This window comes from Paenibacillus albicereus (assembly GCF_012676905.1).
GTDB classification, from domain to species: domain Bacteria; phylum Bacillota; class Bacilli; order Paenibacillales; family Paenibacillaceae; genus Paenibacillus_O; species Paenibacillus_O albicereus.
The window spans coordinates 3,222,383-3,239,132 of record NZ_CP051428.1 but is presented as its reverse complement, the minus strand read 5'-3'; the positions used below and the strand labels follow the sequence as shown (position 1 = coordinate 3,239,132).

The window sequence follows — 16,750 nt, the reverse complement described above, 5'->3', positions numbered from 1 at the left end:
GCTTCCCGATCGGAATTGATCGCGGGAGCAGCTCCTTTTTCGTCTGGATGATGCGTTACTGGAACGAGTAGTTCAATTGGTTGACGGACAACGCAGGCCCGCCGATCGAGATCGTGTACGTGCCGTAAGGGAGGTTAGGCACCGATGCGCTGATCGTGCCCGAGCCGCCGTAAGAGCCGTAAGCACGGGAGAAGACGACTTGTCCGCTTTGGTTCGTCACCCAGAGATCGGCTGTGGAGCCGGAGAACGAGCCGGAGATGACAAGCGTGCCTTGTCCCGTAATCTGGGAGCTGGTGTAGGCGGAAGCGGTCGCGACAGGGAGGACGAACAGCACGAGGGTCAGAAGGAGCAGGCTGATGGCTTTTCTTTTCATAACATCTCATCCTTTGCTTGGGGAGTAGGTAGAGAACGGGCTTCCTCTTGCTTGAACCGGAGCTGAATCCTCCCTTCGGGCGAATTGGTTTAGGAGTAAGGGAGTTGCTTTGCACCCTTATCTTAGCGGTTTTCGGCAAGCCTTGGTATGTCATTCATCAACGATTTGTGATAGTAATCACGGATGTTTGTCCGATTGAAGACAAGAAAAAAGCTCCTTCGCGCCATTTGGTCGCTCCAACAAATCTAACGAAACTCAGAGACGCTATTTCGCTCAAAACGGCACTCTGAAATTTCTAACGAAACTCACAAGCGCTATTAAGCCTCTAGGGGGCCATAATCGCGGGTTTAACCCGCAATAGCGCGTGTGAGTTTCGTTACATGTTGAAATGGCTGCTTTTTGGACGAATAGCGCTTCCTCGTTTCGTTAGAGCTGAAGCCAGACTTAGGTTCAACGAGCGGGCAGCGAGCGGAAGAACTAAAGCGAGCTAGTTGAAGGGCAGAACGCGATGACCTGAGAGGGCGGCCAGTCGGAGAGCGGCTTGTCGGAGAGCGGCTTGTCGGAGAGCGGCTTGTCGGAGAGCGGCTTGTCGAAGAGCGGTTTGTCCAAGGGCGGCTTGTCGAAGAGCGGATCAGCTGGAGATGCGTGGCGGCAGCGGGGGATTGAACCGAAAGCCAGAAAATCGAAGGCCAAGCTGCCTGCAGAGCGGCGCAGGGGATGGAGAGCGGGAGAGGGCGGATGCCTTCTGGAGAAGCGGCAGCGGTACCCTGGAAGGCCGGATTCCCGCCTTTTTGAAAAGGGGAATCAGAGGAGTCGGGGCTTCAGCGGTATCGCAAGAAGAATCCGTCCGCATAGCGGAGGCGGCAGGCTCGGCAGTTGAACTAGGGAGAGGCGGCGGGCTTCCTCGTTGCTCTCTCCTCCGAGCGCCAGCCTCCATGCAGGATCCCCAAGCCGTTTCGCGGGGCAGCAAGCGGACCTCCCGCACCATGTCACAATCGTGCTCAACGCGGTCACCAGGTTGGTAGTGGCTGAATCCCTGCAGCCACTACAATGACATCATGCAAGCTGGATCGCGACATACAGGGGAGGATACAACAATGAACCGAAAAACGACCGCCGCGGCGGCGCTGATGCTGGCGCTCTCGCTGACGAGCCTGGCAGCCTGCGGCAACAACGGCAACGGCAGCAGCAACACCAACAGCGGCTCCGCCGCGAACGAGAACGCCGCTGCGCCGGCGAACACGGCGGCGCCGACGAACGACGCCTCAGCCGGAGGCGAGGCGAGCGGCATGCCGGAGAAGCCGGCCGAGCTGACGATCTGGCCGGACGACAACGCCGAGAGCGTCGCCGCCATCACGGCGATCACGGACAAGTACACGGAGAAGACCGGCATCAAGGTGAGCGTCAAGCCGGTCAAGATGAACGACCAGCAGCAGATCCTGTCCCTCGACGGACCGGGCGGCAAAGGGCCGGACCTGTTCTTCCAGCCCGGCATCGGCAACCTCGTGCTCAAAGGACTCGTGCAGCCGGTGAAGGCCGAGCAGCCGGTGCTGGACGCGTACACGCCGGAGTCGCTCACCGCGCTCAGCCAGGACGGCCAGCTGTACGGCCTGCCCTTCGTCACCGAGACGTACGCGCTGTTCTACAACAAGAAGCTCGTGCCGACGCCGCCGGCGACGGTCGCGGACCTGGAGAAGCTGGCGGCGGAGCAGACCGACGCGAAGAAGCAGAAGTACGGCTTCCTCCTGGAAGGCCTGAACTTCTACTACGCGTGGGCGTTCATGGGCGGCAACGACGGCTACATCTTCAAGAAGACCGACACCGGCTACGACACCGCCGACATCGGCCTCAACAAGGAAGGCGCCGTCGCCGGCGTGAAGCTGATCCAGAGCTGGTTCGACAAGGGCTACCTGCCCAAAGGCGTGAACGGCGACGTCGTCGGCGGCCTGTTCGGAGCAGGCCAGGTCGGCGCGGTCATCAACGGACCGTGGGCGATCACCGACTACAAGAAGCAGCTCGGCGACGACCTTGGCGTAGCGCCGCTGCCGACGCTGGAGAACGGCAAGCACCCGACGTCCTTCATCGGCGTCAAGGGCTGGATGCTCTCCAAGTTCTCCAAGAGCCCGGAGTGGGCGAGCGATCTGGCGGCGTTCATCACCAACGAGGAGAACGCGCTGGAGTACTACGAAAAGACGGGCCAGGTGCCGCCGGTCAAAGGCGTGCTGAACAACGAGAAGCTGACGAGCGACCCGCTCGTCGCCGGGTTCTCCGAGCAGGTGCAGTACGGCCAGCCGTTCCCGACCGTGCCGGAGCTGGACTACGTCTGGGATCCGATGGCCAACGCGCTGAAGTTCGCCTCCGAGGGACGCGACGTGCAGCAGTCGCTCGACGACGCCGTCAAGCAGGTGCAGGACAAGATGGCGATGTCCGGCAAGTAAGGCAGCAAGCACGAGCCTGCGGGCCGCCGGGCGACCGGCACGCTCCGCGGGCTTTCTTTTGAAGCAGATCAAGACAGCCTAGAGCAAGGAGAGGAAGGAGAGTCATCATGCAAAACGCGCTGCAAACCGGGCCGTCGCCGACCTCGGCGCCGTCGCCGAAGACGGCGGCATGGCTGTCGGTCGTGCCCGGCCTCGGCCAGCTGTACAACCGGCGCTACATCAAGGGAGGCATCCTGCTGCTGCTGGCGCTGTCGCTGGCGGCGTCGCTCGGACCGTGGACGGCCGGCGGGCTGCAAGGACTCGTCACGCTCGGCGAGGACCCGAACGTCGACGACAGCCGCACGCTGCTCACCGAGGGCATCCTGGCGGCGCTGCTCAGCGTCGTGCTCCTGTGCGCCTACGGGCTGAACATCCGCGACGCCTGGCGCGACGCGGTCCGCCGCCGCGAAGGCGAGCGCATCCCGTCCGTGCGGCAGGCGTTCCACGACAGCTACGACAAGGGCTTTCCGTACTTCGTCGTCGTGCCGAGCTTCATCCTGCTGGCGATGGTCGTCATTTTCCCGCTGCTGTTCATGGTCGCGCTGGCGTTCACGAACTACAGCCTGTACAACTCGCCGCCGGCGAAGCTGCTCGACTGGGTCGGCTGGGCCAACTTCAAGGAGCTGTTCGTCAATCCGCTGTGGACGCAGAGCCTGCTGTCGGTGCTGTCGTGGACGGTCGTCTGGACGCTCGTCGCGACGACGCTGCAGATCGCGCTGGCGATGCTGCTCGCCGTGCTGGTCAACGACAGCCGCATCCGCTTCAAGAAGCTGATCCGCACCGTGCTCATCCTGCCGTGGGCGGTGCCGTCGTTCATGACGGTGCTCGTGTTCGCGGCGATGTTCAACGACACGTTCGGGGCGATCAACACGCAGCTGCTGGCGCCTTTCGGCATCCAGATCCCGTGGCTGACGGACGCCGGCTGGGCACGGACCGCGATCATCCTGATCCAGGTGTGGCTCGGCTTCCCGTACGTGTTCACGCTGTTCACCGGCGTGCTGCAGAGCATCTCCAAGGACTGGTACGAGGCCGCCGACGTCGACGGAGGCAGCCGCTGGCAGAAGTTCCGGTTCATCACGCTGCCGCATGTGCTGTTCGCGACCGCGCCGCTGCTCATCATGCAGTATTCGTTCAACTTCAACAACTTCAACCTCATCTTCCTGTTCAACAAAGGCGGGCCGCCGGTGCCGGGGCAGAGCGCGGGGGCGACGGACATCCTCATCTCCTGGGTGTACAACCTGACGTTCACCGACAACAACTACAAGATGGCCGCGGCCATCAGCATCATCATGGGCATCGTCGTCGCCGCCTTCGCCCTGTACCAGTTCCGGCGGACGCGCTCGTTCCGCGAGGAGGGATATTGATGGGCCGCACGCTGCGTTCCCGGCTGGAAGTATCCGGCATCTATCTGATCGTCCTGGTCATGTTCGCCGTCATCCTGTATCCGCTGCTGTGGGCGGTGAGCATCTCGCTCAACCCCGGCAGCACCCTGTTCAGCGCCAAGCTGATTCCCGACAACCTGACGCTGGGCCACTACCGCTGGCTGTTCGCCGATCCGCTGAGCCAGTACGGGCTGTGGTACAAGAACACGCTCATCGTCGCCTCGTTCAACGCGCTCATCAGCGTGTCGCTCGTCTCGATCCTGGCGTTCGTGTTCTCGCGCTTCCGCTTCGCCGGGCGCAAGCACAGCATCTACACGTTCCTGCTGCTGCAGATGTTCCCCGTGCTCATGGGCATGGTGGCGATCTACCTGCTGCTGAACCTCGTGAACCTGCTCGATACGTTCACCGGGCTGATCCTGATCTATTCGATCGGCGGGCTGCCGATGAACGTCTTCCTGGTCAAAGGCTACCTGGACACGATCCCGCGCGATCTCGACGAGTCCGCGACGATGGACGGAGCCGGGCATCTGACGGTGTTCTTCCGCATCCTCATGCCGCTCGCGCGGCCGATCCTGGCCGTCGTGGCGCTGTTCACGTTCATGGCGCCGTTCATGGACTTCCTGACGCCGCGCATCATCCTGCGCTCGCCGGAGAAGTACACGCTGGCGCTCGGGCTGTACAACTTCATCAACGACAAGTTCTCCAACAACTTCACGATCTTCGCGGCGGGCACGATCCTGATCGCCGTCCCGATCGCCACCGTGTTCCTGCTGCTGCAGCGCTTCCTCATCTCCGGCCTCGCGGACGGAGCGACGAAGGGGTGATCGGAGAGGGCAGGGGCGGCGCAGCCGGAGGCGCGTGATGGAGCCGTCCGTGCTTCGGCAGCCGTTCCGTTCCTTTCGGCAAAGGCTAATTGAACCTGAGAAAACCGCCTTGGTGCAAGGCGGTTTTTCTGGTTCGGCATGGAACGAGCTGAACGTCCTTAATCTTGTTTGAATTTGCCCTTCAGGATACGGGACCCGATTCCGGCGCCGATCAGGAGCAGGGCAGATCCGAAATTCCATAAAAAAGATCCGCCATACAGCTTGATGTCAAGAGGCGTCGCTTGGTTCAAAAGCAAAACAGCAAGCTTGATTCCCAGCAGGACAAGTCCGAGTGAGAACAACAGGTCAAACGCGAACGTTGCTTTCGGATAAGCCAATTGCTTGCTTTCGCGAATCACCTTTTTGGTTAACTCACCGTCGCTCCTTAACAAGTCGTCCAGGGTCACCTGAAATAAATCGCTCAATTTAATCAAGGTTTCAATGCTGGGATAGTTTTGACCTTTCTCCCACTTTGAAACCGATTGTCTGCTGACAAAAAGCTTCTCGGCCAATTCTTCTTGCGACCAGCCCTTCTTGGTTCTCTCCGTTTTTAATTTCTCGCTGAAGATCATAGCAGCAGCTGCCTTTCTATCCGTTTATAAGCTATTGTTTGTCGAATCGAATTCAAATGTAAAGAACGCATGGGTTGCACGGCTCCGCAACCTCATGTTGTCATGGATTCGGGCTTATGGTTGCCACTTTGCAAAAAAAAGAAGCGTCCCGTCCGCATGGCTGCGGATCGGGACGCTTTTTGAACGGGAAGCATGCTGTCTGGCTTACGGTTTCCGCGCGGAGGCGACCTTCGCCACCTGCTCGCGCTCGCCGCCGGCCGCGTTCAGCTCGGCGATCAGCTTGTCGCCCTCGACGTCGAGGTTCGGCAGGATGCGGTCGAGCCAGCGCGGCAGGCTCCACGCCTTGTCGCCGAACAGCGCCATGACGGCGGGCACGAGCGTCATGCGGATGAGGAAGGCATCGAGCAGGATGCCGAGCGCCAGCGCGAAGCCGATCTGCTTGATCATGATGTCATGGGTGAAGATGAAGCCGGCGAACACGGACACCATAATGACCGCCGCCGCGACGACGACGCGGCTCGCCTGCTCGTAGCCGTGCACGACGCTGTCCCGTCCGCGATGGCCGTGGACGTACGACTCGCGCATCGACGAGACGAGGAATACCTGGTAATCCATCGCCAGGCCGTACAGGATGCCGGTGACGAGGATCGGGATGAAGCTCATGATCGGTCCGCCCGTATCGAAGCCGAGCAGGTCCTTCATCCAGCCCCATTGGAAGATGGCGGTCGTGATGCCGAACGTGGCGAGCACGCTGAGCAGGAAGCCGACCGTCGCCTTGATCGGGACGAGGATCGAACGGAAGACGAGCAGCAGGATGAGGAGCGACAGCAGCACGATGATGCCGATGTACAGCGGGAACACCTCGGCCAAACGGGCCGACATGTCGATGTTGATCGCCGTGAAGCCGGTGACGCCGATCGTGACCCCGTTGCCGGAGGCCAAGGCGGAGTCGCTGTCCCGCAACGTCTCGACGAGGTCCTTGGTCGCCTCGTCGGTCGGGCCGGACTTCGGAATGATGCTCAGGATCGCCATCTTGCCGCCTTCGGAGAGGCCCATCGGCGTGACGATCGAGACGTCCTTCACCTGCTGCAGCTCGGCGGCCAGCTTGCCGAGCGCTTCCGGCGCGATCGCGCCGCCGGCTTCGCGCGGCTCGGCGACGAGCAGCAGCGGGCCGTTGTAGCCTTCGCCGAAGCCTTTGGCGATGGCATCGTAGCTCTGGCGCTGGCCGGAGTCGAGGTTGGCCGTCGCTCCGGACGGGATGCCCATCTGCATGTCGCGGACCGGCAGGGCGGCCGCGCCGAGCGCGACGATGACGAGGAGGATGGCGATCCAGCGGAAGCGGATGATGAAGCGGACCCAGCTTTTGGCGAAGCCGTGCTTCTGCGTGCCCGCCGCTTGGCGGCTCTTCTCGCGCGCCTTGGCCGAGCAGATGCGCTCGCCGACGAGGCCGAGCAATGCCGGCAGCAGCGACAGCGCGACGAGCACGCTGATGAGCACCGTGACGGAAGCGACGAGCGCCATCGTGCTCAGGAACGCGATGCCGATGACGAGCAGGCCGCACAGCGAGATGATGACGGTCAGGCCGGCGAAGAACACCGCGCTGCCTGCCGTGCCGACCGCGCGTCCGGCCGCCTCGCGCGCCGTCAGCCCCTGGTCGAGGATGAGCCGGCGCTGGCGGTTGACGATGAACAGCGCGTAGTCGATGCCGACCGCGAGGCCGACCATGAGGGCGAGGATCGGCGTGAACGACGTCATCGGCACGAAGCTCGAGATCGAGTACGCGCCGCCGACGCCGATGCCGACGCCGATGAGGGCGGTCAGGATCGGCAGGCCCGCGGCGACGAGCGAGCCGAGCGTGACGAGCAGCGCCAGGACGGCGACGATGAGGCCGTACACTTCATTCATCCCGATCGGGATTTCCGGCATGAGCAGCGAGTCGCTCGGCAGCGCGTCGATGCCGGTGCCGCTCTCGGCTTTTTCAACGGTGGCGATGATGTCCTTCAGCACGTCGGCCGGCACGGACGTCTTCTGCACGGTGAATTGGAACTGGAACAGCGCGACGCTGCCGTTGGAGGCGATCAGCGCGCCCGGGACGGGCTGGCCGTCGACGAGGAGCGGGCCGTACGGCATCGCCGCCGCCGCGCCCGCGGCTCCCTGGCCTTGGGCGGCGCCTGCCGCCTGGTCCTGGGCACCGGCGCCTTGACCGGCTGCGGCATCCTGGCCGCTCTGGGCCGCGCCTTGGGCGCCTTGAGCTGCGCCTTGCTGCGCTTGCGCGCCGGCGGCCGCCGCCAGGTCGGCGGGATTGATGACATACTCCTGCTTGTAGATGTCGGCGATGGCCGCGAGGATCGCCTGCTGGCGCTCCGGCGTGTCGAGCCGCTCGCCGTCCGGCACGGTGAACACGACGCTGCCCTGGTCGCCGGCCGCTTGCGGCAGCTCCTGCTGCAGCTTGTCGAGCACCTTCTGCGACTCGGTGCCTTCGATCTTCATCTCGGAGCTGACGCTCACGCCGTTGGACGCGATCAGGGCGACGACGGCCCCGAGGATGACGATCCAGGCGGCGATGAACGCCCACGGCTTGTCGAAGGCGGTCTTGCCTAGCTTGTAGAATAATTTGGACATGATGGAATGCATTCTCCTTTGATGGGGCAAGATGCAAGCGGATGAAGCGGGATGAGGTCGTGGAGGAAGGCCGTCAGAAGCCGTTCCTCAAGTACGCGAACGTCGCCGCCAGATGCTGCTCGAACGGAATGGCGCCCGGCGCGCGCTCCTCCGGGTCGCCGGGCAGCCGCACCTGCAGCGTGCCGTCGAGGATCGGCAGCACCGCGCCGAACACGGCGCCGATAAGCAGATGCGAATAGACGAGGTCCTGGCCGTCCCGGGAAAACCGCCGCAGCTCCTCTTCCGCGCCGGCCTCGAGCCGCTTGAGCACGCTCAGGATGAACGGCTCCAGCGTGGGGTGGCGGCGCGAGAGCGAGAACAGCTCGCGGATCTTGCGCAGCAGGTCGGTCGTGAAGCGGGCCTGGAGCCAGCGATGCAGCACGTCGACCGGCGAGAGCCGCTCGGACAGGTCGAAGTTGAGCTCCCCGTCCTCGTGCACGCTGCCGTCGAACGTCATGGCGATCATGGCGACCGCCTCTTCCTTGCACGAGAAGTAGTTCGCGAACGTGCGCCGCGAATAGCCGGCGCGCTGGACGACGTCCTCGACGACGAAGCCGTCCAGCCCTTTTTCGAGCGCGAGCTCGAAGGCGGCGGTCGCCAGGGCATGGGCGGTCGCTTCTTTTTTCATGTCCCGCAGGCTGTGCGGCCGCATGAAGGTTCACCTCCTTGAATAAGCTGATGAAAAATGGCTGTGCTCATCGTACTTCATTCATTGCCCATTGTGCAAGTTTGCCTTTTGTGCATGTATTGTGAACGAAATAGATCCGGCTGGAAGAGGAGGGGCCGTTCGCCGAGCCGCTGACCGAGCGCTGCGGCGAACGCCGTCCGGCGGGCCTGCCCCTTTTTTCCTCCGCTGCCTCCCGCTCCCTAAGGCGGCCGGCCGCCCGATGCGGTATACTAGGCGGAGCCAAGGACGAAACTCCGAGGCGCTGCGGTCCGCTCGGCCTCCTTCCCAGAGCGCTTATGTGAGAGTGGGCGCGGATGAGGGCTCCGGGCCGCAGCATAACCTTTCTGTCTCCTCCTGCACATAAGTGCGGGAGGCTTTTTTGCGTTCCGTTTTTGATGAGAAAGTCACCATTTTACCCTTCTAGGTCCCCTTTCTGGTAGAGGGCCCGTCCGCCTCTGCGTAAACTGAAAGCGGTTGCTATCTCAAGAGGGGGAAAGACAGATGAGGAACAGCTTCAGCCGGATGCTCGCCGCGCTGCTCAGCCTGATCCTGCTGTTGCCGCCGCTGTCGGCGGCTGCGGCGGCGGAGCCGGGCGCAGGCGCTGGGGGCGGATCGGCATCGACGGTCGGGGAGTCCGTGTACATGCGGCTCAAGAATGACTGGAAGGGCTACTACTTGTATGAAGCGGAAGGCAAGCTGCGCTACGGCTTCCCGGCGATCGCCGACCGCTCGGCGCAGTGGAGCGTGCAGGCCGGGCCGGATGGCGCGAAAAGGCTCGTCAACCGGGCGACGGGTCATGCGCTCACGCGCGCTGGATCGCCGAATCCGCTCGATGCGCTGGGCGTATCGCCCGCAGCGGAGGACGATGCCGCTGCCGCCTGGACGGTCGCGCCGGCCGGCGGCAGCTACGGCGCGGATGCGGTGAACGTCTCCGTGCCGGGAGCGCCGGGCAAGGTGCTGAACATTCAGATGCTCACCGGCTTCGCCAATGCGAGCGACTGGGCGCAGCCGTCCTGGGGCTCGGCGGCCTGGCATCTGGAGCCGGCTCTGGACGCCGAGCCGGTGCGGCTCGTAGACGACTGGAAGGGCATGGCCCTGTTCGAAAAGGACGGCAAAGTCGAGTACGGCACGCCGGCGGCGAACGACCCGGCCTCGCACTGGATCCGCATGCCGGGAGCGGCGGCGGGCAGCGAGCGGCTCGTCAACCGGGCGACCGGCCATGTGCTGAACCGGCTCGGCAACGACGGCGACGCGCTGAACGCGCCGGCGAAAGCGTCCGAGCTGCCGGAAGGCAGCTCGGCGGGCGACCTGCTCGTCGAGGTCCAGGCCGGCGGCAAGCTGACGCTCCGCAGCGCGGAGCATCCGTCGTATATCCTGCATGTGCAGCAGCAGACGGGCTGGCTGCAGATCAGCGACTGGGCGCAGCCCGGCTGGGGCAGCTCGAGCTGGCGGCTGGAGGCGGCGACGGACGCGCCGGCCAAGCGGCTGCAGGACGGCGGCGCGGGGCTGTATGTGGCCGCGCGCGGCGGAGCGGTCGCCTCGCTCGCGGCCGATTACCAGGACCCGTCGTCGTATTGGGCGATCGAGGATGACGGCATGGCCGTGCGGCTGCGGAGCGTCGCCGACGGCCGCTACATGAGCCGTCCGGCGGACGGCGGCCCGCTCATGCTGGCGGCAGCGGCGGATGCTGGAGCGTCCGCGCGATGGAGCATGGCGCCGGCTAGGGACGAGCTCGGCGCTGGCATCAAGGCGGCGTTCGCCGCTTGGGACGACCCGGCGATGAGGCTTCATGCGGCGGCAGGCGACGGCACGGTCCGCGCGGGAGCGGTCGCGTCCGGCGAGGTGGCGTTTGCCGCGTGGGCGGTCAAGGATCCGGCTCCGGATGCGGAGCTTTCGCCCTATGTGCGCATCAAGAACGATTACCTGGAGCTGTATCTGTTCGAGAAGGACGGCAAGCTCGCCTACGGCAATGCCGCGGCGGCGGATGAAGCCGCGATGTGGCTCGTCGAGGGGGCGGCCGGCAAGGAAGGCGTGCAGACGATCCGCAACCGGGCGACCGGGCACTACATGACGCTGGAAGGCGTCAAGCCGGATTCGCGCGAGCCGGTGCGGGTCGCGGAGCGCACCGAGGGCTCCGCGCTCGATGAATGGATCGTCAAGGAGACGAAGGGGCTGCGGCTCATCCGCAGCGCGGCGGACGTCCGGCCGGAGTCCGCGTCGGGCTACCTGAACGTCGAGCATCAGCTCAAGACGGCGGAGTACAACCCGATCGATCCGAGCTGGGGCAGTCCGAAATGGCGCTTCGAGACGTTCGCGGAAGGCGGCGAGCCGCAGCCGGAGCAGCCGGTCGAGCTGCCGGACGGCTATGTGCGGCTGGTCGGCAGCGGCGGTGCGGCGCTGCTGGCGAACGGGCGCGGCGCGGTGCTGTACGGCTCGCCGGAGCCGGGCGACGCGCGCTCCCACTGGCTGCCGTCAGCGGACGAAGGCGGCTGGCGGCTGCAGAACCGCGCGACAGGCGGCTGGCTGCGCTGGAACGAGGGCAAGCCGTACTTGACGGCCTCGGCTGCTGAGCCTGACGCCGCGCTCCATGGCGCGGAGTGGGCGCTGGAGCGCGGCGCGGCTTCCGGCGTCGTGCTGGTGAGAAGCCTGTCCGACGGCCGCTCCGACGAATATGTGCACATCGAGGACGGCCAGGGCTATGCGCAGCTCGGCCTGCGCTCGGTGGACAAGGCCGGGGTGCAGTGGCGGCTGGAAGCCGCGCCGGAAGAGAGCTTCGTGCCGGAGGAAGCCGATGCGGCCGGCGACGGCTCGACGCCGGCCGCGCCGCATGGTGGCTTGTACCGGCTGGCGAACGCCGTGGCCGGCCGTTATGTCGGCTGGGACCGGAACGGAGCGGTGACGGCCCTGACAGGCGATGCGGCCGGAGCGGACGCGCTGTGGCGGCTGGAGGACTTCAATGGACGGCAGCGGCTGAGCAGCGCGGCGGGAGAGCGTTATCTGGCGGCCGGAGCGGACGGCTCGATCCGCTCCGCAAGCGCCGCAGACGCCGCATCGGCCGAGGCGCAGTGGACGCTCGCGGCGCGCGGCGGCCGGTTCGTGCTGGAGAGCGCCGCGTGGCCCGGCCGGGCGCTGGCGCTGAGCGGCGGACAGCTGAGGCTGGAGGCTGCCGCCGAGACAGGTCCGGCGCCGGAGAGCATCCGGTGGACGCTGGAGGAACAGCCGGGCGACATCCGCTATGAAGCCGAGAACGGCTTCATGAGCGGCGGCGCGGCAGCCGCGTCGCAGCGGGAAGGGCATAGCGGCAAGGGCTATGCGGCCGGACTCGGCCGTCCCGGCAACCGCCTCATCCTCGCGGTGGCCGCCGGGGCGGCCGGCGACTACGAGGCGTCGTTCCGGATCGCCGCCGAGGGCGGCGCCGGGGTCGCGGCCGTATCCGTGAACGGATTGCCTCAGGGCGAGCTGGTCGTGGACGGGCCTGCAGGCTGGACGGACGCATCCCTTGCGCTGTCGCTGCGCGAAGGGTACAACTCGGTGGAGCTGAGCTTCGCGGAGGGCGCGGAGGGGGCGAAGGGCGGCCTGCTCGTCGACCGCTTGACGGTGAAGCGGGCGGTCAGCCGCGCCTATCGCGGGGCGACGCTGCCCTTCGTCACGTACGAGGCGGAGCATGCGTCGACGGACGGCACCATTCTCGGGCCGGACCGGACGTTCATGACGTTCGCGTCGGAGGCTTCAGGGCGCCGCGCGGTGCTGCTGGACGAGCCGGGGCGGCATGTGGAGTTCCGGCTCGACAAGCCCGCGAGCGCGATGGCGCTGCGCTACATCCTCCCGGACAGCGCGGACGGTCAAGGGCTGGACGCGACGCTCAGCGTGACGGTGGACGGCAAGGATGCGGGCAAGATTCCTTTGTCCAGCAAGCACAGCTGGGTGTACGGCAAGTACCCTTGGTCCAATGAGCCGGAGGACGGCGACCCGCACCGGTTCTACGACGAGTCGCAGCTGCGGTTCGGAAGGACGCTTCCGGCGGGCTCGCTGCTGCGCCTGCAGCTCGGCGCCGACGACGGAGCCGAGTACGTCGTGCTCGACAGCGCGGATCTGGAGCTGGCCCCGGCGGCCTATGCCCGGCCGGACGGCTATCGGTCCATCGTCGACTACGGCGCGGCGCCGGATGACGGGCAGGACGATTCCGACGCGCTTCGCGCCGCCATCGAGGACGCCCGCAAGGCCGGCGAAGGCGTCTGGATCCCGGCCGGCACGTTCGACCTTGCTCAAGGGCCGATCGAGCTGAAGGACATCGCGATCCGCGGAGCGGGCATGTGGCAGGCGAAGCTGCAGGGCGCGGGCTTCATGGGCGTCGGCGGCGGCATTGCCGTCCAGGACCTGATGATCGACGTCGGCGTGACGGCCCGCCATGACGAGCGGCGCGAAGCCGCCTTCGACGGCACGTTCGGCGCCGGCTCGACGATCCAGCATGTCTGGGTCGAGCATGCCAAGGCGGGCATCTGGTCGGTGCGCAGCGACGACGAGGACGGCGGCATCGTCACCGACGGGCTCTACGCGGCGGGCTTGCGCATCCGCGACACATATGCCGACGGCATCAATTTCTCGACCGGAACGCGCAACTCGATGGCCGAGCAGATCCACGTCCGCAACAGCGGCGACGACTCGATCGCGCTCTGGTCGGCCCGGCCGGAAGGCGTCAGCGCGGACGATGCCCGCGTGTCCGGCAACACGGTCCGCTACAACACGGTGCAGCTGCCTTGGCTCGCCGACAACATCGCGGTGTTCGGCGGCTCGGACAACAAGGTGCAGGACAACGTGCTGAGCGATACGGTCGGCTTCGGCGCGGGCATCGCCGTGTCGACCCGCTTCAATCCGGTTCCGTTCGGCGGCCGCACCGTCGTCGAGCGCAACACGCTGATCCGCACCGGCGGGCGCGAGGCCAACTGGAAGCAGGACTTCGGCGGCATCTGGCTGTTCACGGACAGCCTGCCGATCGAGGCCGACATCGACATCCTCGACAACAACGTGCTGGACAGCACGTACTCCGGGCTGTACGTCAGCGGCAATCAGCCGCTGGGCGCGGCCGGAGGCAAGATCACGATCCGCGACCTCGTGCTGGACGGCTCCGGCACGTGGGGCATCCATGCCGGACCGGGAGCGGCCGGACTGCTGCGTCTGGAAGGGCTGGAGCAGCGCGGAGCGAAGCTCGGCAGCCGCTTCCGGGCCGGCGGCGCGACGGTCGAGCTGCAGGAGGCGGCAGGCGTGCCGTCCGGGCCGCTGCCGGTCGACGGCGCGGCGACGGGCGAAGGACTGGCCGAGCCGTCCGAGCCCGGACAGCCGGAGGAGCCGGGCGGATCGTCGCCGACCCCGGCGCCGACGCCGACATCCGGTCCGACGGCGACGCCGGATCCGACCCCGGCTCCTTCCGGAGGAAGCGGCGGGTCGCCTGCTCCGACAGCCAGCCCGACGCCGACGCCAATGCTGGATGCGGACGCTTCGCTCGCCGCCAACGGCTTGCTGCTGAAGGAAGCCGTCCGCACGGGACAGCTCTCTGTGCGGTTGCAGGCTTACCGCGCGGCGGACGGCGGCTTGGCCGCTCTCGTGCCGCTCGCGGCGCTGCAGGCGCTCGCCGGCGAGCCGCGCGCGGCGCTGCGCCTGGAAGGCGACGGGCGCTCGCTGGAGCTCGCGGCGCCGCAGGCGGCCCGGCTGGCCGCGCTGATCGCGGCAGGCGGCGCCGAGGCGGCGCTGAAGCTGGAGCTCGGCGAGGCGTCGGACGCGCAGAAGGCGCAGCTGGCCGCTGCGGCTGCGGAGCGAGGCGGACGGACGGGCTCCGGCTCGATCTGCTGGAGCGCCGAGCTTGGCGCCGGCGGCCGGACGCTGCCGGTGCCGGCCGGCTCGCTCGGCTATGTGTCCCTGCGCTTCCGCGTCGCGGAGCCGCTGGAGACGTCGCGGACAGCGGCGGTCGGCGTGGCGGGAGGCAGCGGTAAGCGGCTTTCCGCACCGGCCTTCGCTTCGCCGGACGGCAGCGGCAGCGTCGTGACCGTGCTCGCGCTTGGCGCCGGCAGCTTCGCGGCGGCGCAGATGCCGGCGCAAGCCTTCCGCGACGTGGCGGACGGCCACTGGGCTGCGGAGGCGATCCGCTCGCTGTCGGCCAAAGGCGTCGCCGCCGGCGTGCCGGGCGGCTCGTTCGAGCCTTCGCGCCGCGTGACCCGCGCGGAGATCGCACTGCTGCTGGCCCGCGCGTTCGGGCTGGAGGCGATGCCTGCGGCTCCGGCGTCGTGGAGCGATGCGGCCAGCCGGCCGGACGCGGCTGCGGCGCTGGCCGCCGTACAGGCGGCCGGCATCGTGCAAGGCGATGCCGACGGACGCTTCCGGCCGGATGACGCGCTCAGCCGGCAGGAGCTGGCGGTGCTCGCCGCGCGCCTTCTGGCGTTCGCGGGCGTTTCGGCAACGAGCGGAGCCGCCGCTTCCGAGGCCGCTGCGAGCGCCGGCCTGGAGGCAGGCGGCGGCGCGCAAGCAGAAGGGACTGCCGGAAGTTCCGTTGCAGCAGCGGCATCGTCCTCGGCGCCTCCGTTTGCAGATGCCGCCTCGATTCGCCCTTGGGCGGCGGACTCGGTACGCGAGCTGGCCGCGCGCGGCTTGCTGCTCGGCGCTCCGGACGGCAAGTTCCATCCGGAGGCGGACGTGACGCGGGCCGAGGCTGCGATACTTCTGCTCCGTTTTCTGGAGCAGCTGCGGCCGTAACTCCATTTGACCGCACAGAGGAAGCTCTGGCCGCCCGTTTGCCGATTCATCGGCATGCGGGCGGCTTTTTTGTTTTTGTCTCCGGAACGACAAGCCGAAGCAGCCGGTCAAGGGACCATGGGAGACGTCAGTCGCCTTTGTGCGATACGTTTGCAAGCCAGCGAGTCAGCCGGAGGTGCGCAGTCGAGCCATTAAGTCGAAAAAATCGAGTTCGTTTGGAATGCGGGTCGGAGCAACTCGGGCGAGTGGAGGGCCGAACAGTCGGAGATGCGCGGAAAAACCGAGGAACTCGGGCAAGTGGAGGGCGAGTGGAGGGCCGAACGGTCGGAGATGCGCGGAAAAACCGAGCAACTCGGGCGAGTGGAGGGTCGAACGGTCGGAGATGCGCGGAAAAACCGAGCAACTCGGGCGAGTGTAGGGCCGGACGGTCGGAGATGCGCGGAAAAACCGAGCAACTCGGGCGAGTGGAGGGTCGGACGGTCGGAGATGCGCGGAAAAACCGAGCAACTCGGGCAAGTGGAGGGCCGAACAGTCGGAGATGCGCGGAAAAACCGAGCAACTCGGGCGAGTGGAGGGTCGAACGGTCGGAAATGCGCGGAAAAACCGAGCAACTGGGGCGAGTGGAGAGCCGAACAGTCGGAGATGCGCGGGAAAACCGAGCAACTCGCGCAAGTGGAGGGCCGGACGGTCGGAGATGCGCGGAAAAACCGAGCAACTCGCGCAAGTGGAGGGCCGGACGGTCGGAGATGCGCGGAAAAACCGAGCAACTCGGGCGAGTGGAGGGCCGGACGGTCGGAGATGCGCGGAAAAACCGAGCAACTCGGGCGAGTGGAGGGCCGAACGGTCGGAGATGCGCGGAAAAACCGAGCAACTCGGCAGTTCGAGTTACAGCTCGAAAGACGCGCTCGCGGCAAGCTGCAGCCCGATTCGTTCGGGTTGCAGCTCGATGGGACGGTGAATGCGGATCGGATCGCGCATGAATGGCAGCGAAAATCTGCTCAAAATGTCCGT

At 66.3% G+C, this 16,750-nt stretch carries 8 protein-coding genes; 4 read left to right on the top strand and 4 right to left on the bottom strand.

Features of this window, described 5'->3' with window-relative positions; translation table 11 throughout:
* Positions 1-55 precede the first annotated feature (55 nt).
* Positions 56-373, bottom strand: coding sequence for a hypothetical protein (locus tag HGI30_RS14355; protein WP_168908183.1), 318 nt, complete (start codon positions 371-373; stop codon positions 56-58).
* A 1,097-nt stretch (positions 374-1,470) separates the two neighbouring features.
* On the opposite strand from HGI30_RS14355, the gene HGI30_RS14350 reads away from it, so the two are divergent.
* The 3 genes from HGI30_RS14350 to HGI30_RS14340 all read left to right on the top strand — a co-directional run bounded on the left by HGI30_RS14350 (position 1,471) and on the right by HGI30_RS14340 (position 5,056).
* Complete coding sequence (locus HGI30_RS14350; protein WP_168908182.1) at positions 1,471-2,811, top strand: extracellular solute-binding protein; 1,341 nt, start codon at positions 1,471-1,473, stop codon at positions 2,809-2,811.
* Positions 2,812-2,918: 107 nt separating this feature from the next.
* On the top strand, positions 2,919-4,214 hold the full coding sequence (locus tag HGI30_RS14345; protein ID WP_168908181.1) for a carbohydrate ABC transporter permease: 1,296 nt from the start codon (positions 2,919-2,921) through the stop codon (positions 4,212-4,214).
* Complete coding sequence (locus tag HGI30_RS14340) at positions 4,214-5,056, top strand: sugar ABC transporter permease (protein ID WP_168908180.1); 843 nt, start codon at positions 4,214-4,216, stop codon at positions 5,054-5,056. The genes HGI30_RS14345 and HGI30_RS14340 overlap by 1 nt, the downstream gene beginning before the upstream one ends.
* 158 nt (positions 5,057-5,214) lie before the next feature.
* Here HGI30_RS14340 and HGI30_RS14335 read toward each other — a convergent pair whose 3' ends face one another.
* The 3 genes from HGI30_RS14335 to HGI30_RS14325 form a co-directional block, all read right to left on the bottom strand.
* The gene (locus HGI30_RS14335; RefSeq protein ID WP_168908179.1) at positions 5,215-5,667 is read right to left on the bottom strand and encodes a helix-turn-helix domain-containing protein; all 453 of its coding nucleotides are present in this window, start codon (positions 5,665-5,667) and stop codon (positions 5,215-5,217) included.
* A gap of 204 nt (positions 5,668-5,871) precedes the next feature.
* The gene (locus tag HGI30_RS14330) at positions 5,872-8,289 is read right to left on the bottom strand and encodes an MMPL family transporter (RefSeq protein ID WP_168908178.1); all 2,418 of its coding nucleotides are present in this window, start codon (positions 8,287-8,289) and stop codon (positions 5,872-5,874) included.
* Between the two features lie 73 nt (positions 8,290-8,362).
* The gene (locus tag HGI30_RS14325; protein ID WP_168908177.1) at positions 8,363-8,980 is read right to left on the bottom strand and encodes a TetR/AcrR family transcriptional regulator; all 618 of its coding nucleotides are present in this window, start codon (positions 8,978-8,980) and stop codon (positions 8,363-8,365) included.
* A gap of 516 nt (positions 8,981-9,496) precedes the next feature.
* On the opposite strand from HGI30_RS14325, the gene HGI30_RS14320 reads away from it, so the two are divergent.
* Positions 9,497-15,739 carry an S-layer homology domain-containing protein gene (locus HGI30_RS14320; RefSeq protein ID WP_168908176.1) on the top strand — a complete coding sequence of 2,081 codons (6,243 nt, stop codon included), beginning with the start codon at positions 9,497-9,499 and terminating at the stop codon, positions 15,737-15,739.
* Positions 15,740-16,750: the final 1,011 nt, after the last annotated feature.